Source organism: Bacillus sp. m3-13 (genome assembly GCF_000175075.1).
Lineage (GTDB): Bacteria > Bacillota > Bacilli > Bacillales > Bacillaceae_I > Sutcliffiella_A > Sutcliffiella_A horikoshii_C.
This window is the reverse complement of the sequence record NZ_ACPC01000019.1, coordinates 158279-180462: the sequence shown is the minus strand read 5'-3', so window position 1 is coordinate 180462 and position 22184 is coordinate 158279. Positions and strand designations below refer to the sequence as shown.

The following is a 22184-nucleotide window of genomic DNA, read 5'->3' as shown; positions in this document are numbered from 1 at the left end:
ATTAAAGAAGGGCGATATTCCATCACCCTTCTTTAATAATTATTTGTCTTTCCAATACTCATCAAATAAAGTTTGAGTCGATTCAACCAACTCTTTATAAGCTTCTTCCACAGGTACATCTTGTAGGAGTACTCTGTCTACTGCTTGAATAACTAAATCTCTCTCTCTAGCTTCATCCACAAAGAAATGAGCTTTTGCATCAGGTAATTGTTCAATAAATGCACCATACAATTCATGCTCCAAATATTTATCTTGTAATGCAACACTTTCTTTTGCAGGTAGTTCTCCAATATCATCTAACCATCTTTCCATTACTTCATCACTAGTTAGGAACTGGAGAAATTTTACGGATGCATCTAGTTTTTCTCCTTCTACTTTAGCTGTAATACCATTGCTCCAGAATGAAGCTGGTGTCGCTTTCTCACCTTTTGTAGGTAATGGAGCTATACCATAATTTAAATCAGGTGCATCAGCCTGCAGTGTTCCAATACGGAAAGATCCGTCGATATTCATTGCCGCATTACCAGTCTTAAATGCTGTTACATCATCAGTATAGAAGTTACGCTCTCCTACTTTATGAGTAGTTGCAAAGTCCATCCAGTATTTAAATGCTTCTAATCCAGCAGGAGATTCTGCCCATTGAATGGTTTTACGGTCTTCACTTAAACCTTCACCACCGGCTTGATACAATAAGGCATCCCTAAACCAATGATGACCTTGTTGACTTGGTTCCCATGCCATACCAGCCTGTGTTAAACGGTTATTTGAATCTCTCTTGGTTAGTTTTTTAGAATAATCAACCAGTTCATCCCAAGTTGTTGGAGGGCTCTCAGGATCCAAACCTGCCTCTTCGTATAAATCTTTATTGTAGAATAAAGCAATAGTCCTAACTGCTGTTGGGATAGTCCAATATTCATCATTTAATTTAACTGATTCCACCATAGGGAAAAACTCCGATTCTATCTCTTCATGTGGGAAAGCATCCTGCGGCAATGGTTGAAGATATTCAGAATCAACATATCTTGGCACCCACCCATAAAACAAGTTAATTACATCTGGACCTCTTCCTGCTGGTACTTGTGCTGCCACCCTTTCATTAAATTGATCATATGGAAAAGTAGTATGTTTTACTTTTATCCCTGGATTTTCCGCTTCGAATTCTTTTATTAGTTCGTCCACCAATTTAACTTTAGAATCAAAATGGTATTGCCAGTATTCGATTTCAATTACGTCACCATTTTGTTCACCCGAGCTTTCTTGATTACCACTACAGGCAGTAAGCACAATTATTGTAAGCGTTAACAAAAGCAGTAAAAACTTTTTCATCCTTTCTCTTCCCCCTCTAGTTTTCGTTTATATTGTTAATACTTGAAGCCACATTTTCATCCAATTCTTTTTCACACAGTTTGATTTTGTTTATAGTTTCATTTATCCACTCAGTCGTTTTTTTCATATGCTCGCTAGATAATTCCGCTTGAAGCAAGATTTCCCCCTGAGCCGGTCCACCAAAAACGCTTCTAACTCTTATGAAATTCTTAGGACATACAGCTTTTGTAAAGTCTTCTTCGGTCATGTTCAAGAGTATGTGAAATTCATTCTTGGCAATTCTATTTATTCTATCTGCACTACCAGCTGAAATTCCGGCACCTTCTGCCACCAGCTTTTTTACAAAACTACTCACTATTCCATGAGCCTGTCTGAAAGGTACATGGTGATTCCTTACCAAAACATCGGCTAACTCCGTGACAGTTGCAAATCCCGTTTGAGTTTGATAGTAAAGTCGAACTTTGTCAAAAGTTGCATATGTTAGGATTTCATTAAGTATAGACAAGACATCGTGTGTATGATGAAATCCAGAAAAGAGTGGAGGTTGGATGTCATCGCCGATATCCACTATATCCCCTAGGGGGACATTATGTGCTAATAGGATAGTGCCTTGCAAATCCCCTATTGCCTTGCTGATGGATGCACGCGTATGTTCGAGGGCTGAAGGGTTTCTCTTATTTGGCATAATGCTCGATGTTTGAACATGCTTATCATGTAAACGAAGAGTATTTACCTCGTTTGTTGTCATAAAAATCAAATCATAGACAAATCGTGATAGGGTAGAGAGCGAAATGGAAAGTACACTGTTTATTTCCATCATGAAGTCAGAAGATGAAATGGCGTCGTAGGAGTTGTTCATGGGTGATTGGAAACCTAATCTATTACTAATGTTATGCCGGTCAATTGGAAAACCACTTGTGGAAAGAGCCGCAGCTCCCATAGGTGACCGATTTATACGTTTAAATAATTCCGTTCCTCGTTCAATGTCACGTAATAAGTTATTTTCCACTGCAAGTAAATAATGACCAAGTGTTGTGGGTTGAGCTTGCTGGTTATGGGTATGGGCTGTCATGATAGTGTCTGAATGTTCCTCTACAAGAGTAAGAATCGTTTTGCGCAGGTTATTGATTTTTTCTAGCCATTCAAGAATTTTTTCCCGCCAGAACATTCTAAACATGGTCGTGTCCATATCATTACGGCTGAAAGCGATGTGCATATTCCCTACCAATTCAGCACCAATCAATTTGGTTAGATCATCTTCTATCATAAAGAACAAATCTTCAAATGTAGTATTATAATTTTTCGTATACCCTTCTTTGTAAAGTTCATTAGTAGCCTCCAATATCTTGGAAGCCTGCTCCTGGGGAAGGATGGCCTGATCTTTAAGCATCAGTACATGTGCCAAGTTAATTTGCATAATGTATTTATAGAAATGAAATTTTGTGAAGTTAAATGTCGGTTCTAATGTGTTCTTTATATAAAGAGTTGATCTGCTTGTCATTCAATAGCCCCCTTCCTCTTTAAGTAACGATTCATGCTCCCTTAAACACAGTGCCCCTGCACCAATCAGTGAAAGTCTATCAAGTTCTGTAATAAACAATTCAGTTTTCAATGGGAGATGTTTTGCCAGAATCTCCTTTACTCTTGGCAGGAACCATTCCCCCGACTTTGAAATCCCTCCGCCTAAAATTACACATTGGGGATTAAAAATGCATACAACATTCACTAAGGAAAAAGCAATATGATCAATAGTTTCATCAATTACCTCTTTTGCTGTCTGATCGTTATCCATTGCATATTGAAAAATCAATTTAGCGGAAAGTTTTTCTTTGGATAGCGGATGCTCAAATTCTAAATCTGATAGTTTCTTTTCCATTCTTTTTACAATGGAAGGACCACCCACATGACTGTCAAGAAAGCCATAACCCTTATAAATGTGATCGTAATCTTCCTTTGCTTCATTTTTATCTGTAACCATGTAACCTATTTCTCCAGCAGCGAATGAAGATCCACGGTATAACTGCCCGTTAACAATGATTCCGCACCCCACTCCTGTCCCAAGCGTTATAAGTATCACATGTTCAGCATCCTTTGCCTTCCCCTTCCACTGTTCTCCTAATACCGCAATGTTCACATCATTATCTACGTAAACAGGTAATTTTACCGCTTGTTCCATCTCGGATTTTAATTGAAAATCAACCCAGCCCAAACTTGGAGCTTCGACTACTACCCCTTCTTGTGAATCAGTGATTCCTGGTGCTCCAACGCCTACTGACATTATCTTGCTCATGGGGATATTTGATTCCTCTACCAACCTATTAACCTTTTGGATTGTCGCTTCTATCAATCCAGTTTCCAATGCATCACAAGTCTTTAATCTGTCAAAACCGACTACGTCGCCTTCTACATTCAAAAGACCAATTTCGATATTGGTACCTCCGATATCTATACCTATCAAATATTTGGCGTTGGGATTAAAAAACAAACGTATAGGCTTCCTTCCTCCAAGTACACTGGAAACTGGACTTTCCTCCTCCCGGACCCATTCCTCTGCAATAAGCTCCTCTACAATTAAAGATACAGTGGGTTTACTGATAGATAGAGCTGTAGCAATTTCTGCTCGGGATAGTCCGTTGTTCTTTCGAAGATATTGTAAGATTTTCTTCTTATTTAAATATTTTAAGTAGTTTGGTGTATTACTTCTTGTTTGAGTCATAAATAAGCCCCTTGAAATGATTTCGACGTTAGTTCGTAAACCTTACTTACCAACTTATTTACATATTATTTCCTATTACTTCTGTTGTCAACTGAAAATTTAGAAATTTTAAATAACTATACCTTTAAAAAATCGAGGCAACATTAGATATGTTGCCTCGACTACTATCTATTTTTGCAAAGGATAACTGATTAAGTTCGTGAAAATTCTGTATCCACCTGAAACCTGCCCCTGAATTTGACGGTACCATACAAGGTTTGTGTACATATAGGTCCCTTCACCATACTCAGCCATAAGTATTCCACTAGAAAATGGCTCTTCGCCTGGATCTGCCATACTGATGAACGTTTCATACCGATCATCCCATGCACTCGGGAAGTATAGTGCTCTTTCTTGAACCCAATTGTTCCAATCTGATTCTTCAATTTCATTCGGAAAATTGAAAAGCGGATGCTCAGGTTTCTGAACAGTAATTTCAGCATTTTGATCGGTTACCCTCCAGCGAATAGACGGTGTTCCGATTGTGATTGGAAATGGCGGATGTTCATCTCCATCGAAACTGTCACTTGGTGTATGGTATTGTGCAACCACATGACCACCTTGTTCCACATACTCTTTCAACTTATCACTTAAACTCGCTAGTCCTTCTTTTCTATAAGCACGAATACCAAGAACAATAGAATCATATTGTGATAAATCTCCGGATGCAATTTCTTCATTCGATAACTCTGTAATATCCATCCCTATATCTTTTAGATAGTCTGCTATCTGATCAAATCCACTGTCAATATATCCTACTTTCAAGTCTTCTGGAATTGTAAGCTCGAATGCAATTCCCTTTGAAACCGCCTCATATGGGTAATATTGCTTTCTTATATGATCATAAGAAATCGGCTGTACCGTAGTACCGAAGCTATCATTATCAACTTCCACCATCCCCGCTACTTCGAAAGCTTCCGGAATATCAGTACCAGGTGTTATGGTGAACGTGACGTTTTGGGTTTCTCCCTGCTGTTCAAAATAAACAATCTCTTGGGAAGCCGAAGCACTCCAACCCTCTGGAAGTTCAAGTGAAGGAATTGCTTCTGCTGATCCATTCACATAATTAGTCAACACCATTTCAACCTCTACCGTTTCTGGAACATCCAATTGGTTAATGGCAATTTGATCTGGATTGAGGTCAACAGATACATCTGGAAGTACTGCAACCGTATTGGTCGGTTCCACAATAAAGGAAGCGCTTTCTTTTTGTTGTTTGTACGTTGCCTTTCCAGAAATCATAGATTTCTCATATGGATGAAAATAACTGGCGTTTTCAGGAACTTCTACAGTAAAGTTGACTGATATCTGTTCACCTGGTTTTAGGTTTTTCTTTTTTCCAGGGGTGCTTACATGCCAGTTTTCAGGTGCATTAAGTTCAAGGAGTACATCTTGAATTGATACATCCCCATTATTTTTTGCAGTAACTTTCACAGTAGTTTCCCCGCCTTTGGTTAAGGTTGGGTTATCCACTTCTACCGTCACAGCTAACTCTGAGGATACTTGACTAACTTTAGATAGTTGTTCTTTCTTAACACGTAATTTAAATAGAATGTCATCCTTCAGCGTTGAATCAATCTTACTCTTTTCAACTTTTTTAATCGTTTTGGAAACTTCACTTAGAGCCTTATGACTTTCTTCAAAAGTGTTCGCTCTGGACGGGTATTGTTCAACTACTTTGTTTAGAGCCTTTTGAACTTTAAGAAGAGATCCGCGTACCTGGTTATCTTTTTTGTTTAAATGCTTTGCAGTATCCTCAAAGTTAAAGTCCAAACCGTCAAAAATGGTTTCTTCCTGCTCTAGAATATCACTTTCAGATTTGACCAATTCTAGGTTTACATAGATGGGCTGTACAGGAAGGTCACGTCCCATTCCTTGGCTTTTATGAAGATAGCGGGAATCCTCGCCCAGCTGTGCATATGTTTTTCCATATACTTCATCGATTTCATTCCCTACTTCGATAGAAATCGTTTGGCCGGCAACTGTTTGCTGATAGTTATTTGGCACTTGCCAAGATGCTCCGCTTACTGTTTGTGCAGGCAGGTACATTTTCTTGATCTGCCAAGGTGTAAGGCCTTCTTCCAAATGTTCCGGGAAGATATCCGGATTTGCTGCATCTTCATACGCTTTTAATGTTAGTACATTTATTGCTCTGTGGTGACCATGCTGCGAGTCAACGTTTAAAAAAGATGGAAACACTATTTCGGGGCGATACTCCCTTAATTTTCTGATTAACCGCTCGTAAACGATTTCCTCATCCCACTCTTCTAAAGTTTCGTCCGGAGATTTAGAAAAACCGAAGTCATAAATTGGATCTGATAAATCTTCACTCAAAATTATTAAATCTACATTTGTAACTGCAGATGCCTCAATCAATTCTTCCGAACGGATAATCCCCAGTCCATTACCTAGCTCCAATCCAATCTGGTTCTGTCCTCCTTCACCACGGTTGGCGATCAGGCTACCTGTTCTAACTCCATTACCCAAAGACAGGTAAGCAAGTAAATTACTTCGCTCATCATCAGGGTGCGCACCGGTATTCAAAAAGCTTGTTGTTGTCTTTAATGGATTAACAACTTTCCATAATTCGGGGTCATGTTCCACGGCATAGGTTTTATTATCTACATCTGGCATCAACAACGGAAATAGAAAAATCACTGACAACAGGACTAATGTAACTCTCCTCTTCAATACAAAACCTCCCAGATTTTTTCCATGTCAAGTCTTGTTGAGATGAAACTTGATTCATCCCTCCTTATATGTAGTTAGTAAACTTTCCTTACTATTTAAATATACATATAATTCAAAATAATTTGAACGGTCCTTATTTACTGTTTTTGGTATATAAACCGGTGCAAAAGTACTATTACTTGATATGGAATCATTGGGGAGAACTTAGACTAATGGAAATAAAAAAACGCCAAAAGACGTAAGCACTTTTGGCGCTCCAGTTCTTTGGCGTTTTTTATTAAATATATATTAATCGTTCGCTTGCTCTTTCAAAGCATCTGCTTTGTCTGTTTGCTCCCAAGGAAGATCCAGATCATTACGTCCGAAGTGGCCGTAAGCTGCAGTTTGCTTGTAGATAGGACGACGAAGGTCTAGCATTTTAATGATTCCTGCTGGACGAAGGTCGAAGTTATTGCGAACCAATTCAACCAATTTCTCTTCAGAAACTTTACCAGTTCCGAAAGTATCAACTGCGATGGATACCGGTTGAGCAACACCGATTGCGTAAGCCAATTGAACTTCACATTTGTCAGCAAGTCCGCTAGCTACGATGTTTTTAGCCACATAACGTGCAGCATAAGCACCAGAACGGTCTACTTTCGTTGCATCTTTACCGGAGAATGCTCCGCCACCGTGGCGAGCGTATCCACCGTAAGTATCAACGATGATCTTACGTCCTGTAAGACCAGCATCCCCTTGTGGTCCACCGATTACGAAACGGCCTGTTGGGTTGATGAAGTATTTTGTATTATCGTCAATCAATTCAGCAGGAACTACCGGCTTGATTACGTATTCCTTGATGTTGCGTTGGATACGATCCAAAGAAACCTCTGGGTGATGTTGAGTTGAGATTACGATTGTATCGATACGAACTGGTTGGTCGTTCTCATCATATTCCACTGTCACTTGCGTTTTACCGTCTGGACGTAAGTAAGGAAGAACCTCATCTTTTCTCACTTCAGTTAAACGGCGAGAAAGTTTGTGCGCCAGTGAAATAGGTAATGGCATTAATTCTTTTGTTTCATTACAAGCATATCCGAACATTAGACCTTGGTCTCCAGCTCCGATTGCTTCGATTTCTGCATCTGACATTTGACCTTCACGAGCTTCTAGCGCTTGGTCAACACCCATTGCGATGTCAGCAGACTGCTCATCGATGGAAGTAAGTACCGCACAAGTTTCCGCATCAAAACCGTATTTTGCACGAGTATAACCGATGCCTTGGATTGTTTCACGAACAATTTTAGGAATATCTACATAAGTGGAAGTTGTAATTTCTCCAGCTACCAATACCAATCCAGTAGTAACGGATGTTTCACACGCTACACGTGCATTCGGATCATTTGTTAGAATTGCATCCAGGATAGAATCGGAAATTTGGTCACAAATTTTATCCGGGTGGCCTTCCGTTACGGACTCAGAAGTAAATAAACGACGTTGTTTAGTCATTAAAAAAAGTTCCTCCTTTTTGTTTATGAAAAGCGTTTGACTTCTCTTCACGCACAGCAGTTATATTTGATACGGATCTCAGTTCCTATTGTGATGTTCTATGTTATCTTGTGTAAAAATAGAAAAAACCTTCCCACAAAGTTGAGGAAAGGTTTGATGTCGAGATTTAGCCTTTCACTCTTATCGGTCAAGGTCATAGCCTTGCTCAGGTTTAGCACCTTTTCTCAAGCGACCAAAGACTTGGCCTAATACAAAACAGCGGCGTGCTTTTTCGCGCTCGCTCATCCTTTGAGCAGGTTGCTGGGTTTCATAGGGCCTGTCCCTCCACCAGCTCGGAATAAGAGTATCCGTTCAAGGTTCTATATTAGCGCACTAAAACCTTTCATGTCAACAAAAAAGAGAAATAATTCGACATCAATTTACAGGAAATAATTGCTTCCTTATATGTAGATCTTCTATCTTGAAAAATCTCATTATCATTTTCTTTTACTTCTGGTTGGCAAGGTTTATAATAGGAGAGGACATTTGGTGAAATTTTAGTGGACAAGCATAAAAATGATAACGCTTTCAAACAGTCGATCTAATGCTATTCCACTTGGATAAGCCTCTTTTTCACAAAATGTTAACGAATTCCTATTAATTTTCATAAAATAAGCTAATTAGTATGGACTATTAAGTTAAATGTGTTATACTTTTTAACAGATGAGAAAATAAATAAGCAAATTATTTAATCAAAGGAGAGTTATCCATGATGAAAACGGTTGGGATTGATAATGGGTTAACAAAATTAATTTACGGAAGCAACACGCATGTTCAACTGTCTGTTCCTCAATTGGTAGAAAAGATATTAAACCGTAACGAAGGCTGCCTGACCTCAACTGGTGCAGTACTCGCAACGACTGGTAAATACACGGGTCGCTCCCCTAAAGATAAATTTATTGTAGAAGAAGAAATCAGCAAAGATAAAATTGACTGGGGTACCGTCAACGCGCCTATCTCTGAAGAAGTATTTGATCGCCTATATAACAAAGTTCTCACATACTTAGAAAACAAAGAAGAAGTATTTGTTTTCAAAGGATTCGCTGGCGCCGATGAAAAATATCAATTGCCAATCCAAGTAATCAACGAATTCGCATGGCACAACCTTTTTGCACAACAGTTATTTATTAAGCCAAATGAAGAGCAGTTGGCAAAACATGAAACCGCATTCAGCATTGTTTCTGCTCCGAACTTCAAAGCAGACCCTGTCATAGACGGAACAAATTCAGAAGCATTCATCATTATTTCCTTCAGCAAACGCATTGTTCTGATCGGTGGTACAGAATATGCCGGAGAAATGAAAAAGTCCATTTTCTCTGTAATGAATTATCTTCTTCCGGAAAACGGCATTATGCCAATGCACTGCTCGGCAAACGTAGGACGCGAAGGCGATGTAGCATTATTCTTCGGTCTTTCCGGTACAGGTAAAACGACGCTATCTGCCGACCCTAACCGCAAACTTATCGGTGACGATGAGCACGGCTGGTCTAACACAGGCGTATTTAACATTGAAGGCGGATGCTATGCTAAATGCATTGGTCTGACTCGCGAAAAAGAACCACAAATCTTTGATGCAATCCGTTTTGGCTCAGTACTTGAAAATGTGGTCATTGATGGTCAATCTCGTATTGCTGACTATGAAAACTCTACCTTAACAGAAAATACCCGTGCAGCTTACTCATTGGATGCAATGGACAATATCGTTCAACCTAGCATTGCCGGTCACCCGAATACCATCGTCTTTTTAACAGCGGATGCAACAGGCGTATTGCCTCCAATCTCTAAGCTGTCTAAAGAACAAGCTATGTTCCACTTCCTAAGCGGTTATACAAGTAAACTTGCAGGCACAGAACGCGGAATCACATCACCACAAGCAACTTTCTCCACTTGCTTTGGTTCCCCATTCTTGCCGCTACCTGCTACTACTTATGCAGAGATGCTTGGCAAGAAAATCGATGAGCACAATGTGCAGGTTTACCTTGTTAACACAGGCTGGACTGGCGGAGAATATGGCGTAGGAAACCGCATGAAGCTTTCATACACTAGAGCTATGGTACAGGCGGCACTTGAAGGCGACCTGACAAATGTGGAAGTAGAAAAGGATCCATACTTCGGCGTTTCCATTCCAGTACATGTTCCAGGAGTACCTGATGAAGTGTTACAACCGAAGAAAACATGGAATAATGAAGAGAAATACGACCAGTTTGCACGCGAGCTCGCAGGAAAGTTCAAAGCGAACTTCAAAAAGTTTGAAAATGTACCAGCGGAAGTCCTTGAGATAGGCGGACCTACGGTATAAGAAACATTTTAGGCCAACCAAGGCTATGATAGACTTGGTTGGCTTTTTGTTTTATTGGGGACATATAGAGCTGTTCTATTTGACCATTTTACTCTTTTTAACGGGCGTTCGGGCGTATAGAGCCGTTCTATTTGACCGTTTTCCTCTTTTTAACGGCCGTTCGGGCGTATAGAGCCGTTCTATTTGACTGTTTTCCTCTTTCTAATGTGCGTTCGGGCGTATAGAGCCGTTCTATTTGACCGTTTTCCTCTTTTTTACGGGCGTTTGGGCGTATAGAGCCGTTCTATTTGACCGTTTTTCTCTTTCTAATGTGCGTTCGGGCATATAGACCCGTTCTATTTGACCGTTTCTCTCTTTCTAACGAGCGTTCGGGCATATAGGAGGTTCGCTCTGTTACCGTTCTCCCTTTCCACTACACGTTTCGGGCTTTGAGAAGCCCTCTCTGTTACCGTTTTCCCTTTGTTCCTTCATCCACCTCGTCAACCGCGCAACTATCCTCCGGTTTTCCTGTGGGGGAAAATAATGCGTGTACTCCGAATAATACCACGCCTCCACCTTCTTCCCCATTTCCTTCGCACACTTTTCCAACCTATAAGAATGCTCAATTGAAACGTTCTTATCCTGCTCCCCATGAATAATCAATATAGGCGCATCCAGCCGCTCAAGCTCGAATAAAGGCGTCCTCCATTCATACCGCTCTGGATATTTATTCGGAGTCCCACCTATTACCCGCTTCATCATACGACGCAGATCCACTCTCTCCTCATAGGTGAGAAACATATCGGAAACCCCGCCCCACGACACAACCGAACAGACTTCAGGAAATTCAATCCCTGTCATCAGGGCCATTACACCGCCACGAGAGAAACCGAACACATGAATGCGATCTGCCTTCACTTTTTCATGTCCTACTAACAGCTTAAAAGCAGAAAATGCATCCTCCCTGTCATCTCCAGCAAAGTCCTCATTTCCTTCTCCGCCTTGATTTCCACGGTAAAATGGAGCCATCACCACAAAGCCTTCTGAAGCAAATTGAACAATGCGGCCAACACGAACCTGTCCGACATTTTTTATGCCGCCTCTTAAATATAAAAATCCATCATATTGTCCTTCCGCTTTCGGTTCTGCCATCAATCCCTTTACCTTCAGCCCATCGCTAAAATAGGTCACCGTAAAAACATTGATATGCGGACTTGGTGATGGATATGGAGTTTTTTTAACAATCATCCCGTCTTGCAAAATATTGCCCCCTTTTGACGCACTAGGCATTCACACATATTTAGCCCAAATCATACGCTAATCTATAAAAACATACAAAGCATATGCCCACAATTTCTGAGGAGGTTGAACATGAAAGGTTTAAGAATAGCATTAAGTATTTTATTATCCTTTGCTTTAATTGCTGCCCTTGCAGCTTGCGGTGGCGACAAAACAGAGAAGGTCCGGATTGCTGAAGTTACCCGCTCTATTTTTTATGCTCCCCAATATGTTGCGATTGAAAAAGGATTTTTTGAAGAAGAAGGATTGGAAGTGGAACTGACCACAACTTGGGGTGGCGACAAAACGATGACCACCTTATTGGCTGATGGTGCTGATGTGGCATTGGTAGGTTCTGAGACGTCCATCTATGTGTATGCCCAAGGCTCCAATGACCCAATCATCAACTTTGCCCAACTGACACAGACAGATGGAACTTTTTTAGTGTCCAGAGAAAAACTTGATAATTTTGCGTGGGATGATTTAAAAGGCAGTACCTTCCTTGGCCAGCGAAAAGGTGGCATGCCTCAAATGGCTGGGGAGTTCGTACTCAAAAAACACGGTATTGATCCGCAAAATGACTTGAATCTCATTCAAAACGTCGATTTTGCAAACATTCCTAGTGCTTTCGCTTCCGGTACAGGTGAATTCGTCCAGCTATTTGAGCCCCAAGCAAGTATTTTTGAAGCGGAAGGCATTGGATATATCGTCGCTTCCTTTGGAGAAGAGTCAGGTCATTTGCCATATACGACCTTTATGGCAAAAGAAAGCTATCTAAAAGAAAATCCTGAAACAGCTGAGAAATTCACCCGTGCGCTCTACAAAGCTCAACAATGGGTGGAAAATAACCCGGCATCTGAAACTGCCAAAGTCATTCTGCCATATTTTGAGGATACATCGGTAGAATTAATCGAAACCGTTGTGGACCGCTATAAGAGTCAAGGCTCTTTCGCTACTGACCCAATCCTAGATCAAGAGGAGTGGGATAACCTACAGAACATCATGGACACAGCCGGCGAACTTCCACAATACGTGGAATACGATACGTTAGTAAATACAACCATTGCAGAAGAGGTAATGGAAGAATAGGATGATGAACGATGAGTTTATTATCAATCAATAATATAGAACACATTTATTTTACACCGGAACGGGCTACAAAGGCTCTAGAAGACATCTCTATCTCCATTGAGGAAGGCGAGTTTATTTCCTTCCTCGGCCCTAGCGGCTGCGGGAAGACGACACTTCTATCGATCATTGCAGGGCTACTCCGGCCAACAGAGGGTGCTGTCTTATTAGGAGGCAAACCTTCTAAAGACTGCGTGGCGGACATTGGTTACATGCTGCAGCAGGATTATCTTTTTCCATGGAAGACCATTGAAGAAAATGTACTGCTTGGCTTAAATATCACTAATAAAAGAACGAAACCTAATATAGAAAGAACCTTGCAACTGCTAAAAGAGATGGGCCTGCCAGATGTGGAAAAATTGTATCCTTCCCAGTTATCAGGTGGAATGAGGCAACGCGCGGCACTTGTCCGAACGCTCGCCACTGACCCTCTGCTCCTCCTTCTCGACGAGCCCTTTTCAGCACTGGACTATCAGACGAAGCTAAAGCTAGAAGACCTAGTTTTCACCACACTCAAATCTTTCCAAAAAACTGCCTTGCTCGTCACCCATGACATAGGGGAAGCCATTGCAATGAGCGACCGAATCTTTCTGTTTAAAGCAAACCCTGGTCGATTGGCGAAAACGTTTATAGTCCCGGAAGAATTGAGAAACATGATCCCATTTGAAGCAAGGCAGCATCCGGATTTCTCCTCCTTGTTCCAAAAGATTTGGAAGGAGCTGGAGCAACTTGAACAAGAAAGCGAACATTAATCTCCTTCATCAAGGCTATTTAAAGCAGCGTAAAAAGGTGACCTATCAAGTAAGGTTATATCAACTGGTTATCTTCATCGTCTTTTTTTCCGCTTGGGAGCTTGCCGGAAAAAACAGCTGGATTAATCCATTGCTGTTCAGCTATCCAAGTCGAATCTGGAATCTATTCATAGATAAAATCAAAGACGGTACGCTACTTTCCAATATCAGCATCACCGTTACCGAAACTATCTTCGGATTTATTCTCGGAACACTTATCGGAACAATCATGGCTGCCATCCTATGGTGGTCACCCATGATTTCCAGAGTGCTTGAGCCTTATCTGGTCATTCTGAATGCGATGCCTAAAGTCGCACTTGGCCCTATTTTGATTGTTGCTATCGGACCTAATATGGGCTCGATCATCACCATGGGCGCCATCATTTCGGTTATCATCACGACAATCGTTGTTTATACCGCTTTTAAAGAAGTAGATGATAATTATCTAAAAGTACTGAGGACTTTCGGAGCAACCCGCAGGCAATTATTCCAGCAAGCAGTCCTCCCAGCGTCGTATCCTACTATTATTTCCACCCTGAAGGTGAACGTTGGTTTGGCTTGGGTCGGAGTCATTGTCGGGGAATTTTTGGTCAGCTCCAAAGGCCTTGGCTATATGATCATTTATGGCTTCCAAGTGTTCAATTTCACTCTCGTCCTATTGAGCTTACTGATTATCGCGGTGTTTGCGACAATCATGTATCAATTAGTTGAGTACCTTGAAAAAAAGCTAGTCAAACATACGTAAAAGTAAAGAGCAACCCCTCAAATGGAGTTGCTCTTCTTTATTTTATCAAGACAATGTGTCAAAACATCATCTTTCATAATGAAACTATAGCGATTATCTTTTCTTATGTTTCCGGGTATCTCCTTCATGAGGACAGGCCCATTCGTTTCAAAGTATGTAGACTGCTTTTCCAACTTATCAATTACGGCAAAATAAACATTCTTAATAATGACTTTTTCTCTTCCATCCACTTTATACTGCCCTATGTATTTCAACTTGGACACGTGTCCACCTGTTTCTTCCTTTACTTCCCTGATTGCACCTTGATCGGCAGTTTCCCCATCTTCCACTTTTCCCCCTGGAAACTCCATTCCCCTGTTCTTATGACTGGTCAACAGCCACTGATTCTGGTAACGGCAAATTACCCAGACGTGTTTGGGGTCTCGAGAAAAAGGATGGTCTTCAAAGGATAACATCACTCGGTTGTTATAAATATCTTCAAACTCATACATACTATCGAAACTCCAATATCTCTTTTTTCTTATTTATCTTATCATAGTAGCATCGAAAATGTGAGAGTCAAGTACCCCATTTAGACCATCATTTCTAAAAAAACTTATTCGATTAGATCATCCATAAGCCCCTGATCTTTAATATGAGCCTTTGTCGCTTCATCCCCAAGCTCATAAATCATCTTGAACGCCTGCTGTAATCCGTTATCATATGCATCATTTTCTCGGTCATAATGGTATTGGACAAACGGAATATGAGCCCGCCAAAACCCTTGCCAATCAGAGGAATAATTCTGGTCAAATATTTCCCTTAAATGCGTTATTTCCTCATCTGTTGCCTGTATTTGATAATCCCAAGAAGATGCTGTACTCACTTGTGAAATTGAACCCTCAGCTAGTGAAATGTAATACGTTTTACGCTCCATGTATCTTCACCCTTTCCAGTATCTTCTCTTATTTTCACACAAAACCGCCGCTTTATTCTTTAGTTTCTGTTGTTACGAATCCGCCTTTTTCTTAATGGCATCTATGACTTTCTTCAGTATGTTTGGTATCGGCACACCAATACGAGATGCATTTTCCATGATTGAAATGAATTCATTCACCAAATAAAATAAAATCGTAACATCTTTTATTAAATTTGCACCTAAAATAATGTCCAACACATGTGCAATACTGACCAATGCAAAAATAAATACTTTTTGTGCAATTCCCTTAAAACCCACTCGACTTGACAGCCGTTTTTCCACATATGCAGCCATAATTCCTGTTAAATAGTCTACGACGACAAATATAATTAAAAACAACAACAGTGAGCTGAAGCCTCCATACAAAAAAGACGCCATGGATCCCACAAATGATACAGATCCAAGATAGATTAAGTTGTACTTGTCCATGACAAATCCCCCTACAAACTAATTTTTTCTATATTGCATTGTATGCAAATTGCTAACTTCCCGTTACGAATTAGTAGAGTTTTGTGCATGAACTTATTAAATTTGAGGAAACTAATCATTATTTTACTAGAGGAGATAGAAGTGATATGAAATCATTTGAGACGTTTGTAAACAAATATCATAAAAGATGGATCAGGGATGATGAGGATATTGATGCAGTCGCGTATTCGATTGTTAACAGTTTTACACGAGAGCAATGTATCGATCTAATAGCGGAATTATCGGATGAAGAACTTCATCAAGTGGTAGCGGAATTGGTGATGGAACAGGTGAAGGAGTTATTGATAAGTGGAGATAACGGGGACCAGGGACTGCTACATTAAAAATTAACATTACTCATTAATAAAGCCTTGTGCCAGCACTCCGTACAAGTCTTGGCACAAGGCTATTTGTTTTATTTACCTAAGAATGCATGCAGCATCCAGTTGTGTTTCTCCACGCTCTGGTGGATAGCAAGAAGCATGTCACCAGTGGTTTCATCTCCCACTTGGTCTGCAATCTCCATGCCTTCTTTTAACTCTTCTATCAGCGTTGAAAAGTCACTTGCAATGGATTGAACCATTTGCTCTGCCGTTTCCTTCCCTTCCGCTTCATGGATGGTGGCTATCTCTAAGATCTCTTTCATCGTTCCAACTGGAGTTCCCTCAATTGCAAGTAGTCGCTCTGCCAATTCATCAATATGTGTGGCAGCCTCGCCGTATAACTCTTCAAACTTCTCATGAAGTGTGAAGAACTCCGGCCCTTTAACAAACCAATGATAATTATGTAACTTAATATAAAGAACGCTCCAGTTTGCTACTTGCTTATTTACTACATCCGTTAATTGATTAGACATTTTGTTTCTTTTACCTCCTTCAAATATATCAACATTTATATTAGGTTTTTTACCCCTTATAGCGTCCCCCTAAACAATGGACTTATGCCTTCATAAGTTTTTGATAGAGGGTTATAATGATAAAATAAGGAAAAATCATTTTATCTGGAGGTGGCCCTCACCATGAAAATTATCCTAATCATTTGCATCATTATTGTATTAGTCGTGCTTTTCCTAACCCTACTCTCCACCAACAAAGCCTACAAATACGAACACACCATAGATCCAATCGAACCAACCAAAAACGACACGGATCCTGCTGAAGAGGAGAAAAATAAAAAAATTTAAGAAAAGGGGTCAGACCCCTAAAGGATTTTCGCACTAAACGTCGAAGCCCCCTGAGCGATACGCTCAGGGGGTTCTTTTCATTTCGTTAGTAGTATTCGTAGATGTATGGTGAGTCTGGTTGTTCCACTCTTTCAAGTGTATCTACTTCGACGTATGGAAGGGTCCAGTTGTTGTATTGGGTGGTAGTCAGGGTTCCACTCACTTTCACCCAGTCATCATTCTGAAGATCCCCTGCCCCGCTCATAGTGGACAATGTCCCGTAAACACTGGCATCTGCTACACAGCAAGACAATCCAAAACGTGCGACAACAAACTGATTCTCTGAAAAGTCTGCTTCACGATAAACAAATCCAACCATCTCAATTTTCTTGCCGACAAATTCATCAATGCTCATATCAATGATGTTCATCATCGGAATGTATCTTTCATCATCCACGACAATAGTATCCATTTTGAGCATCTCAGCCTTCAGTTCTTCATAATATCCTTCTGGTGGTTCCTGTAGTTCAAACCCTTCCGGATGTTCTAATGGTGCATCCGCTAATTGTTCATCAATGGTCGGTTGCCCATTCTCCTGATCTTCCATATATCCTTCAGGATCATCCAAGTAAGCTTCGGCCCTAGATGTATTAGTGTCGGATTCCCCATTTGCACCATCAGCACCGCCTGATGGTCCATCAAATGCACCGGCCTGCTCACGTTGTTCCACAATCATCTTAGAATTCGTAAAACCGCGCTTATCAATAATGGAGCTATCCAAAATATTTTCCGGGAACATAAATCCTGTCACTACCGGCAACACAAACATCGAATAAATCAATATAGATTGAATGGGAGTGGAAGACTCCCCATGGTCAAACCCACAATTACACACCAGTTCTTCTTTATTTTTCGATCCGCTGCGCCAAATCTGTACAATACCAAGAATAAACAAAGTTCCTGCTGCAAAGTACATGAACGGCATCATCCGGGGAGCAATGAAATTTGTAATATTTCCTGTGGCCAGAAGCTTAAAAAACAAGAGAGTAAATCCTAGCAAAATAATTCCACGCAAGTAAATGTGAAATCCATAATCACGTTTGCTTTCCATCTGTTATCATCCTCTCTCCTACAGCACAAGCTGCTGGAAAATAAGTATGGCTGCGAACACAACGATTGTCACTACTGCCATGAATACAAGCACAAATTTTGTACGGAAATAAGCAAAAAGCATAAAAGTATTTTTTAAATCTAGCATCGGTCCATATACCATGAATGCTAACAACGATCCTACTGTAAAAGTTGATCCAAATGATGCGGCAACAAAAGCATCTGCTTCCGAACAGAGGGAAAGTACAAATGCAAAAGCCATCATGACAGCTGGAGACAACACTTCATTCTGTCCAAGCGCCATCAACACACTACGATCAAGGAACGTCTGGAATAAACTTGCAATAAACGCACCAGCAATCAGGTATTTCCCCATATCAAAAAATTCATCACTTGCATGGTAGAATGTTGCTTTCCATTTGTTCTGCTGAAGTGCCGGCTGCTCAAGCTCCAAGTCTTGTCTGCCCTGCAACTCACTTTTCGTCCAACGCAGCTGATTTTTATTATCAAAAAGCAACAACATCAAAAAGCCGATTACAATACACAAAATAAAGGCAAGTCCAAATCTACCGTATAAAATGGTAGGGTCTCCGTTAAAGGCAAAGTATGTAGAAGCTACAACTACCGGGTTAAGGATAGGTGCACCTACAAGCAAGACTACCCCAACATGAAGCGGCATACCTTTTTTAATTAATCTGCGAACAACAGGAATAATCGCACATTCACAGATTGGTAGGATGACCCCTAGTAACGCTGCCGGAATAATGGCGCCAATGGGACTTTTAGGTAGATATTTTTTTATTTTTTCCTCTGAGACAAATGTTTGAATCAATGCAGAGGCGAATACACCAAGTAAAATAAACGGTATGGCTTCAATGACAATACTAAGGAAAATCGTATTTACATTCAGCCATGAGCTTGGAATATCAAGAGAGATCTCCTTGAAGTCTATAAAAAAGAATAGGTATAGGAAAACCCCAATCAAAGCAAGCCCGATCAAATCTTTCAAAAGACTACTGCTTTTCCTCATTCTTCTTCTCCTATCATATTTTCTATTTTGTATTATAACATATCAAACTTTTAAAACTTTATCTTTGTTACTAGCAATATATGTCTAATCTATTAACAGTATGATAGAAAAGTTTGGTAAGTTGTTTCGTGTTTTTCCTTCTTGATTCCTTCTGCATATTCCTTTACTATATGAGTATTAATAATCGTAATGATTACTGTTTTCAGAAGGAGTGTTTAGGTATGCTTCAATGGATTATCATCGGCGGAGGAATTCAAGGTTCAACCGTTGCAACTTTTTTGCTAAAAAAGAACAAAACCACTATAAATCAATTAAGAATTATTGATCCCAATCCAAAGCCCTTGGAAAAATTGGAAAAGATGTACATCTACTATATCCATGCCATACTTGAGATCGCCCTCTGTTCATCATTTAGATACAGATCCATTTAGCTTGCAAACTTTCTCAAAAATAGAACATAAATATCAACCTAATACAGACCTTTATGGTAGATATAAAAGGCCCTCCTTACATATGTTCAATGACCACTGTGATCACCTTATCGATGATTTAAATATTCAACAAGCTTTTGTTCCTTCAAAGGTGCGAAATGTAGAAAAGGCCGATGGGTATTGGAATGTGTATCTTCAAAATGGAGAAATGTTAAAAACGGAAAAAGTCGTAATCGCTATTGGAATCAGTGATCAGTTGCACCTCCCTGAATGGGCTAGTCGTTTAAAGGAGGAAAGTTCAAAATCCTTATATCATGTCTTTGACAAAGAACTTCCTCCTTTTGAAAAGCAGGGTGGTCCGTTTGTTGTTATCGGCGGTGGGATAACAGCCACACATCTAGCAATCAAACTCGCTTCTTTGTTTCCAGGCGAAGTGACCATGTTAAAGCGTCATTCTTTTAGAATCTACGATTTTGACAGTAACCCCGAATGGCTTGGTCCAAAAAAGCGGCAGCCTTTCTTGAAATTAAAAGATTATGAACAAAGGCGTAATGCCATAAGGTCTGCAAGGCATAAAGGCTCCATCCCTTCAGAATTGAGAAACAAACTTAGTCATTTGGTCCGAACGGAAAAGTTGATCATGAAAGATGGAACGGTTATAGATTATATGATAGATTCCAACAGGATACAGCTGATTTTAGACAATGAAACATCTATTAAAGGTAAATCCATTCTTCTGGCAACAGGGTTTGAACAAGGTCTTCCCGGCAAGGACTGGCTAGAACCTGTCATCAAGCAAGAGAAGCTCCCATGTGCCAAGTGCGGTTATCCCATCGTTAACCACATGTTAGAATGGGCACCAAACCTCTATGTAAGTGGAGCGCTAGCAGAACTTGAAGTTGGCCCGATTGCCCGAAATATATCAGGAGCAAGAGTAGCCGCCAACATTATATCTTCCATTTAAAAAAGGATGACCCAAACGAGTCATCCTTTCCTTTTATCCAAATACTTTTTTCAAGTCTTCTTTATCCTGCTCTAACCAGAACTTCATCAAGCGCTTTGCACCTTCAAGATCATGAAGCTTTGCTTGACCGCACTGTTTTTCGTTGGAAGCCGGAATCTCTTCCACTTGGATACCATCCTTTAACGTGTCTTCCATCAAATCAACAATTTCATCTACTGTCGGTTCGCCGCTTACCACTAAATAGTAACCAGTTTGGCAGCCCATAGGAGAAATGTCAATAATATCAAAATGGCTGTACTTTTCCGCATGTGTACGGATGTTGAAAGCCAATAAGTGCTCCAATGTATGAATGGCATCAGGCTTCATCGCTTGTTTGTTCGGCTGGCAAAAACGAATATCATATTTATTTACAACACCATCTGTTCCTACTTTGTGTACTCCACAATGACGAACATAAGGAGCTTTTACCGCATTATGATCTAGTTCAAAACTTTCTACTGAAGGCATAATTGCACTCTCCCTTTATTTAAAAGTTATTTACAGTATAACACAGATTTAATTCCAATTAAATTCATCTGTTTTATACGAATTTAATAAATTTTTGGTTTCTCAAACTTTCGATTATAATTTACTTGAGGTGACAATAAATGAAACATGTTTTTTTATCCATCATACGTTTTTATCGAAAATTTATTTCTCCATTAACCCCGCCAACCTGCCGATTTTATCCGACCTGCTCCCATTATGGCATGGAAGCGATTGAACGCTTTGGTGCCATAAAAGGAGGTTGGCTTACGATAAAAAGAATATTTAAGTGCCATCCATTTCACCCCGGAGGCATCGATCATGTTCCCGAAAAGAAAGACAAACGTTAATTGTGTTCATACCCATTGACAACAAGGTCCAATTTACCTGTGTGAGGATCAATGACTAGTCCATGCACAGGTACTCCGTCTGGCATTAGTGGATGATTTGCAATCATGTCCACACTCTCGGTGACGCTTTGTTCCACACTATCAAAGCCTTTTAAGAAACCTTTAACATCAATGCCTGCATACTTCAAGTCATCAATTGTTTCTTTCGTTACTCCCCTTGCTTCCATCTTTTCACGCATGCCTTCTGGATTGATTTTCCCCATTCCGCAATCGTGGTGACCTACAACCAATACTTCATCTGCATTAAGCTCAAACACTGCAACCAAGATACTTCTCATTATACTTCCAAACGGATGCGACACAATCGCTCCGGCATTTTTTACGATTTTCATATCCCCATGCTTCAGGTTCATCGCCTTTGGCAGAAGATCCATCAGCCTTGTATCCATGCATGATAAAACCACTAATTTCTTATCAGGAAATTTGGTAGTCTGGTATTGAATATACTCCTCTTTTTCAACAAATCCCGTATTATGTTCTAAAATTTCATCCAGTAATTTCATCTGTTTTACCCTCTTTCTGAATAATAGTTTAGATTCCCTTCTTTCAATATGACAAACTCAAACCAAAATGACAATAAAAATAGCTTGTTTTATTTTTAGGTTTT

General features: G+C 40.1%; 23 protein-coding genes and 1 riboswitch. Of the genes, 9 read left to right on the top strand and 14 right to left on the bottom strand.

The genetic code is table 11. The annotated features are described in order from the left end of the window. Nucleotides 1-39: 39 nt before the first annotated feature. The 5 genes from M313_RS0111445 to metK all read right to left on the bottom strand — a co-directional run bounded on the left by M313_RS0111445 (nucleotide 40) and on the right by metK (nucleotide 8260). Nucleotides 40-1326, bottom strand: coding sequence for a sugar ABC transporter substrate-binding protein (locus tag M313_RS0111445; RefSeq protein WP_010195279.1), 1287 nt, complete (start codon nucleotides 1324-1326; stop codon nucleotides 40-42). A gap of 16 nt (nucleotides 1327-1342) precedes the next feature. Beyond that, on the bottom strand, nucleotides 1343-2827 hold the full coding sequence (gene argH, locus M313_RS23435) for an argininosuccinate lyase (RefSeq protein ID WP_010195278.1): 1485 nt from the start codon (nucleotides 2825-2827) through the stop codon (nucleotides 1343-1345). Continuing rightward, nucleotides 2828-4042 carry an ROK family transcriptional regulator gene (locus M313_RS0111435; RefSeq protein ID WP_010195276.1) on the bottom strand — a complete coding sequence of 405 codons (1215 nt, stop codon included), beginning with the start codon at nucleotides 4040-4042 and terminating at the stop codon, nucleotides 2828-2830. Between the two features lie 168 nt (nucleotides 4043-4210). Further along, nucleotides 4211-6715, bottom strand: a complete 2505-nt coding sequence (locus M313_RS0111430; RefSeq protein WP_157182474.1) for an NEW3 domain-containing protein — start codon at nucleotides 6713-6715, stop codon at nucleotides 4211-4213. Between the two features lie 345 nt (nucleotides 6716-7060). Then, on the bottom strand, nucleotides 7061-8260 hold the full coding sequence (gene metK, locus M313_RS0111425; RefSeq protein ID WP_010195273.1) for a methionine adenosyltransferase: 1200 nt from the start codon (nucleotides 8258-8260) through the stop codon (nucleotides 7061-7063). A gap of 177 nt (nucleotides 8261-8437) precedes the next feature. Then, a riboswitch (SAM riboswitch) is annotated at nucleotides 8438-8604 on the bottom strand. A 407-nt stretch (nucleotides 8605-9011) separates the two neighbouring features. Here metK and pckA point away from each other — a divergent pair. Then, nucleotides 9012-10598, top strand: a complete 1587-nt coding sequence (gene pckA / locus M313_RS0111420; RefSeq protein ID WP_010195272.1) for a phosphoenolpyruvate carboxykinase (ATP) — start codon at nucleotides 9012-9014, stop codon at nucleotides 10596-10598. 393 nt (nucleotides 10599-10991) lie between these two features. Here the strand turns inward: pckA and M313_RS0111415 are convergent, their stop codons facing one another. Continuing rightward, nucleotides 10992-11825, bottom strand: a complete 834-nt coding sequence (locus tag M313_RS0111415) for an alpha/beta hydrolase family protein (protein ID WP_050780683.1) — start codon at nucleotides 11823-11825, stop codon at nucleotides 10992-10994. Between the two features lie 123 nt (nucleotides 11826-11948). Here M313_RS0111415 and M313_RS0111410 point away from each other — a divergent pair, with 123 nt between their 5' ends. The 3 genes from M313_RS0111410 to M313_RS0111400 are packed head-to-tail and all read left to right on the top strand — an operon-like array spanning nucleotide 11949 to nucleotide 14519. Continuing rightward, a complete protein-coding gene (locus M313_RS0111410) occupies nucleotides 11949-12944 on the top strand; it encodes an ABC transporter substrate-binding protein (RefSeq protein ID WP_010195268.1) in 996 nt (331 codons plus the stop codon). 11 nt (nucleotides 12945-12955) lie between these two features. Then, nucleotides 12956-13735, top strand: a complete 780-nt coding sequence (locus M313_RS0111405) for an ABC transporter ATP-binding protein (RefSeq protein WP_010195267.1) — start codon at nucleotides 12956-12958, stop codon at nucleotides 13733-13735. After that, a complete protein-coding gene (locus M313_RS0111400) occupies nucleotides 13713-14519 on the top strand; it encodes an ABC transporter permease (RefSeq protein WP_010195266.1) in 807 nt (268 codons plus the stop codon). Before M313_RS0111405 ends, M313_RS0111400 begins: the two co-directional genes overlap by 23 nt. A 17-nt stretch (nucleotides 14520-14536) precedes the next feature. Here the strand turns inward: M313_RS0111400 and ytkD are convergent, their stop codons facing one another. The 3 genes from ytkD to M313_RS0111385 form a co-directional block, all read right to left on the bottom strand. After that, the gene (gene ytkD, locus M313_RS0111395; protein ID WP_010195265.1) at nucleotides 14537-15010 is read right to left on the bottom strand and encodes an RNA deprotection pyrophosphohydrolase; all 474 of its coding nucleotides are present in this window, start codon (nucleotides 15008-15010) and stop codon (nucleotides 14537-14539) included. 104 nt (nucleotides 15011-15114) lie between these two features. Next, the gene (locus tag M313_RS0111390) at nucleotides 15115-15435 is read right to left on the bottom strand and encodes a hypothetical protein (protein WP_010195263.1); all 321 of its coding nucleotides are present in this window, start codon (nucleotides 15433-15435) and stop codon (nucleotides 15115-15117) included. 72 nt (nucleotides 15436-15507) lie between these two features. After that, nucleotides 15508-15906 carry a phage holin family protein gene (locus M313_RS0111385; RefSeq protein WP_010195261.1) on the bottom strand — a complete coding sequence of 133 codons (399 nt, stop codon included), beginning with the start codon at nucleotides 15904-15906 and terminating at the stop codon, nucleotides 15508-15510. Nucleotides 15907-16052: 146 nt separating this feature from the next. Between M313_RS0111385 and M313_RS23430 the strand changes: the two genes are divergently transcribed. Continuing rightward, a complete protein-coding gene (locus M313_RS23430; protein WP_010195258.1) occupies nucleotides 16053-16289 on the top strand; it encodes a DUF6154 family protein in 237 nt (78 codons plus the stop codon). 71 nt (nucleotides 16290-16360) lie between these two features. On the opposite strand, the gene M313_RS0111375 is transcribed toward M313_RS23430, so the two are convergent. Next, nucleotides 16361-16801 (bottom strand): Dps family protein, encoded by a 441-nt coding sequence (locus M313_RS0111375; RefSeq protein ID WP_010195255.1) that lies wholly within the window; start codon nucleotides 16799-16801, stop codon nucleotides 16361-16363. A gap of 162 nt (nucleotides 16802-16963) precedes the next feature. Here M313_RS0111375 and ytzI point away from each other — a divergent pair, with 162 nt between their 5' ends. Beyond that, the gene (ytzI, locus tag M313_RS25245) at nucleotides 16964-17128 is read left to right on the top strand and encodes a YtzI protein (RefSeq protein WP_010195254.1); all 165 of its coding nucleotides are present in this window, start codon (nucleotides 16964-16966) and stop codon (nucleotides 17126-17128) included. Nucleotides 17129-17213: 85 nt separating this feature from the next. Here ytzI and M313_RS0111365 read toward each other — a convergent pair whose 3' ends face one another. Continuing rightward, nucleotides 17214-18218, bottom strand: a complete 1005-nt coding sequence (locus M313_RS0111365; RefSeq protein WP_010195253.1) for a TIGR03943 family putative permease subunit — start codon at nucleotides 18216-18218, stop codon at nucleotides 17214-17216. Nucleotides 18219-18236: 18 nt separating this feature from the next. Next, entirely contained in the window at nucleotides 18237-19247 is a 1011-nt protein-coding gene (locus M313_RS0111360) for a permease (RefSeq protein ID WP_010195251.1), read from the bottom strand. Nucleotides 19248-19468: 221 nt separating this feature from the next. Here M313_RS0111360 and M313_RS26375 point away from each other — a divergent pair, with 221 nt between their 5' ends. Both M313_RS26375 and M313_RS23425 read left to right on the top strand, forming a co-directional pair. Further along, nucleotides 19469-19678 (top strand): NAD-binding protein, encoded by a 210-nt coding sequence (locus M313_RS26375; protein ID WP_010195249.1) that lies wholly within the window; start codon nucleotides 19469-19471, stop codon nucleotides 19676-19678. Nucleotides 19679-19760: 82 nt separating this feature from the next. Continuing rightward, nucleotides 19761-20642, top strand: a complete 882-nt coding sequence (locus tag M313_RS23425) for a Rossmann-fold NAD(P)-binding domain-containing protein (protein ID WP_010195248.1) — start codon at nucleotides 19761-19763, stop codon at nucleotides 20640-20642. 33 nt (nucleotides 20643-20675) lie between these two features. On the opposite strand, the gene M313_RS0111350 is transcribed toward M313_RS23425, so the two are convergent. Further along, a complete protein-coding gene (locus tag M313_RS0111350; protein ID WP_010195244.1) occupies nucleotides 20676-21149 on the bottom strand; it encodes an S-ribosylhomocysteine lyase in 474 nt (157 codons plus the stop codon). A 140-nt stretch (nucleotides 21150-21289) separates the two neighbouring features. On the opposite strand from M313_RS0111350, the gene yidD reads away from it, so the two are divergent. Continuing rightward, entirely contained in the window at nucleotides 21290-21517 is a 228-nt protein-coding gene (yidD, locus tag M313_RS0111345; RefSeq protein WP_010195242.1) for a membrane protein insertion efficiency factor YidD, read from the top strand. Here the strand turns inward: yidD and M313_RS0111340 are convergent. Next, the gene (locus M313_RS0111340) at nucleotides 21514-22080 is read right to left on the bottom strand and encodes a beta-class carbonic anhydrase (protein ID WP_010195240.1); all 567 of its coding nucleotides are present in this window, start codon (nucleotides 22078-22080) and stop codon (nucleotides 21514-21516) included. The genes yidD and M313_RS0111340 overlap by 4 nt on opposite strands. Nucleotides 22081-22184 lie beyond the last annotated feature (104 nt).

Excerpts from the sequence above, each read along its gene's own strand:
- ytkD (WP_010195265.1), bottom strand. The coding sequence starts at position 15,010 with ATGTATGAGTTTGAAGATATTTATAACAACCGAGTGATGTTATCCTTT.
- M313_RS23430 (WP_010195258.1), top strand. The coding sequence starts at position 16,053 with ATGAAATCATTTGAGACGTTTGTAAACAAATATCATAAAAGATGGATC.
- M313_RS0111410 (WP_010195268.1), top strand. The coding sequence starts at position 11,949 with ATGAAAGGTTTAAGAATAGCATTAAGTATTTTATTATCCTTTGCTTTA.
- M313_RS0111405 (WP_010195267.1), top strand. The coding sequence starts at position 12,956 with ATGAGTTTATTATCAATCAATAATATAGAACACATTTATTTTACACCG.
- M313_RS0111350 (WP_010195244.1), bottom strand. The coding sequence starts at position 21,149 with ATGCCTTCAGTAGAAAGTTTTGAACTAGATCATAATGCGGTAAAAGCT.
- ytzI (WP_010195254.1), top strand. The coding sequence starts at position 16,964 with ATGAAAATTATCCTAATCATTTGCATCATTATTGTATTAGTCGTGCTT.
- M313_RS0111340 (WP_010195240.1), bottom strand. The coding sequence starts at position 22,080 with ATGAAATTACTGGATGAAATTTTAGAACATAATACGGGATTTGTTGAA.
- metK (WP_010195273.1), bottom strand. The coding sequence starts at position 8,260 with ATGACTAAACAACGTCGTTTATTTACTTCTGAGTCCGTAACGGAAGGC.
- pckA (WP_010195272.1), top strand. The coding sequence starts at position 9,012 with ATGAAAACGGTTGGGATTGATAATGGGTTAACAAAATTAATTTACGGA.
- yidD (WP_010195242.1), top strand. The coding sequence starts at position 21,290 with ATGAAACATGTTTTTTTATCCATCATACGTTTTTATCGAAAATTTATT.
- M313_RS0111430 (WP_157182474.1), bottom strand. The coding sequence starts at position 6,715 with ATGCCAGATGTAGATAATAAAACCTATGCCGTGGAACATGACCCCGAA.
- M313_RS0111435 (WP_010195276.1), bottom strand. The coding sequence starts at position 4,042 with ATGACTCAAACAAGAAGTAATACACCAAACTACTTAAAATATTTAAAT.
- M313_RS0111415 (WP_050780683.1), bottom strand. The coding sequence starts at position 11,825 with ATGATTGTTAAAAAAACTCCATATCCATCACCAAGTCCGCATATCAAT.
- M313_RS23425 (WP_010195248.1), top strand. The coding sequence starts at position 19,761 with ATGTTCAATGACCACTGTGATCACCTTATCGATGATTTAAATATTCAA.
- M313_RS0111445 (WP_010195279.1), bottom strand. The coding sequence starts at position 1,326 with ATGAAAAAGTTTTTACTGCTTTTGTTAACGCTTACAATAATTGTGCTT.
- argH (WP_010195278.1), bottom strand. The coding sequence starts at position 2,827 with ATGACAAGCAGATCAACTCTTTATATAAAGAACACATTAGAACCGACA.
- M313_RS0111390 (WP_010195263.1), bottom strand. The coding sequence starts at position 15,435 with ATGGAGCGTAAAACGTATTACATTTCACTAGCTGAGGGTTCAATTTCA.
- M313_RS0111360 (WP_010195251.1), bottom strand. The coding sequence starts at position 19,247 with ATGAGGAAAAGCAGTAGTCTTTTGAAAGATTTGATCGGGCTTGCTTTG.
- M313_RS0111385 (WP_010195261.1), bottom strand. The coding sequence starts at position 15,906 with ATGGACAAGTACAACTTAATCTATCTTGGATCTGTATCATTTGTGGGA.
- M313_RS0111365 (WP_010195253.1), bottom strand. The coding sequence starts at position 18,218 with ATGGAAAGCAAACGTGATTATGGATTTCACATTTACTTGCGTGGAATT.
- M313_RS0111375 (WP_010195255.1), bottom strand. The coding sequence starts at position 16,801 with ATGTCTAATCAATTAACGGATGTAGTAAATAAGCAAGTAGCAAACTGG.
- M313_RS26375 (WP_010195249.1), top strand. The coding sequence starts at position 19,469 with ATGCTTCAATGGATTATCATCGGCGGAGGAATTCAAGGTTCAACCGTT.